A 2,438-nucleotide genomic window follows, 5' to 3' on the forward strand; every position below is an offset into this window, starting at 1 on the left:
GGTGAGATAGAAGAAGCGATCGCCTATTTCCAGCAAGCCATAAAATTCAATCCATCTTTGGTAGGTGCTTATCAAAATTTAGGGGATATTTCACTGAACAAAAAATACTTCAATGAGGCAATAAATTATTATCAAAAAGCTATTGAACTGAAGCCAGACTTATGGGCAGTTCATCATAAACTAGGAAAATTATTTCAGGAAATAGGAGAGTTAGATAGAGCAATTAGTAATTTTCGTTTGTCTATAGAAATTAATCGTAATTTTCCCTGGTCTTACAAAAAATCAGGAGAAATTCTAGAAAAAAAAGGGGAATTAGATGCAGCAGTCAAATATTATAAACAATTCACAAAACTCCAACCAGATGCTTGGGCAACTCACCGAAAAATCAATGAAATTCTCTGGCAACAAGGAAAATTTGAAGAACTGATTGATAGATGTAATTGTGCCTCAGAAAAGAACCCCAATTTATCATGGAATTATCAAATATTGGGAGATATTTATACCCAAAGGAAAGCATGGGATGAAGCAATTGTGGCTTATCGTTATTCCCTAGAAATAGAAGCAGATAAAGATTGGATTTACAAAAAATTAGGGGATGCTTTACAAGAAAAAGGTTTGATGGATGAAGCTATATCAAGCTACCAAAAAGCTATAGAAATTAATCCCAATTCTTGCTGGTATTACGGAGCATTAGGAAATGCTTATTTTCAAAAGCAAAAGTTCTCTGAGGCAATACCTTATTTGATAGAAGCTCTCAAACTTAAACCCAACTATTACGAAGTTAATCGAGACATAGAGTACATTCTAAAAAAACAAAACCGTCACGAAGCAGCTCAGATATGGAAATCTCAGCAACATAAAAGATTACCCCAAGATTGGATAGAAAAATTTTTAAAATTAACAGGAAATTGGGAAATTACATCTGATACTCCAGCTAATAATATAACTCAGATAAAAATTTATTCAGCTAATCAAGTCAATCTATTACATTCTCAAACAATAGACCAACAAGTGCATGGCATTTTTAGAGATAATAAAGCTTACTCACCCGAAGCTTATATAGCTGTATTACCAGAAGGAAGAGGTTGTGTAAAACTAGGAGCAACTGCAGTTATTACCTCAGACAATAAACTGGTAAAAGATATTTCTACAGGTTGTGCTGAAGTGATTATATCTTCATCAAAATTACCTCCTGTTCACTACATAGATGGAACTGTAGCTTTTTTCTCAGGAATATGGGGTAGAACTAATTATTTTCATTGGATGATTGATGTAGTTAGTAGAATAGAGTTGTTGAGGCAAAGCAATCTAAAAATTGATAAATTTGTTTTTTTAGAATGCCGAACAGCTAGTCAAAAAGAAACTTTAGCTAGATTTAACATTCCTATTGAAAAAATCATCGAAAATAAGTTTTATCCTCACATAAAATCTAAGAGATTAGTTATACCTTCATTTACAGGAAAACAAAATGGTATGAGGGTAACAAAATGGGGATGTGAGTTTCTCAGAACATTATTTTTAAAACCAGAAAATATGAAAAATTTATCTGTAAAACCAGAACGAATATATATAAGTAGAAAATACGCTGACTACAGAAAAGTTATTAATGAACAAGAAGTAGTCAATTTTTTGCATAAATTTGGTTTTATTAGTGTTACTCTAGAATCAATCTCAGTAGCAGAACAAACATCATATATGGCAGCAGCTAAAGTAATAGTAGCTCCTCATGGTGCCGGACTGACAAATATAATTTTTTGTAGTCCAGGAACAAAAATAATTGAAATTTTTGCTGCTAATTTTGTGATTCCTTTGTACTGGCAAATTAGCAGTTTATGTAATCTTTTACATTATCATTTAATAGCTGAGGGTGTTGAGAGTAATTTAGAGGAACATTTATTATGGAGACAAAATATTTTCGTTAATTTAGAGCGACTATTAAAAATTTTGACATTGGCAAAGGTAGTTTAGTTCAACAATTAATAATTAGGGCTTGCTGAAAAAGTCTTATGGTTAAGGGTAGGAGTCAGGAGACAGGAGACAGGAGACAGGAGACAGGAGAAATGGGGAATTTAGAGGAGACAGGAGCAAGAATTATCCCTTAATTTTTCAGCAAGAGCGTCAACCAAAAATCCTCACTTTATGCAGCTCTTTAGAACGAAAACCTTGTACTTTTTCCAGACCTAAAAAGGCACTAACTTTTATCTGTCAATGCTTTTAGATTTAATCAGCAAGCCCTAATTAACAATTAATAATTAATAATTACTTCTTGTTATAAAGAAGAGGATTGCCTAAAAGGAATTTTTTTCTTTTTTCTCCATAAATGGAGAGGCTTTATACCTTAATTTTTCGGTAAAAAATAAAGCATTAATAGAACAATGGATGAAAAAATATCAGTAATTAATTTACATCAAAAGGCAGAAATATATTTAGCTCAAGGA

1 protein-coding gene is annotated in these 2,438 nt (G+C 32.0%); it reads left to right on the forward strand.

Annotation, left to right across the window (positions count from 1 at the left end; genetic code table 11):
* The coding region (locus tag ACP6PK_RS29590) for a tetratricopeptide repeat protein (protein WP_426565076.1) at window positions 1-1,968 on the forward strand (1,968 nt) is incomplete at its 5' end.
* Window positions 1,969-2,438 lie beyond the last annotated feature (470 nt).

Source organism: Dapis hubbardiae BLCC-M172, from assembly GCF_050016015.1.
In the GTDB taxonomy this organism is placed as follows: domain Bacteria; phylum Cyanobacteriota; class Cyanobacteriia; order Cyanobacteriales; family Microcoleaceae; genus Trichodesmium.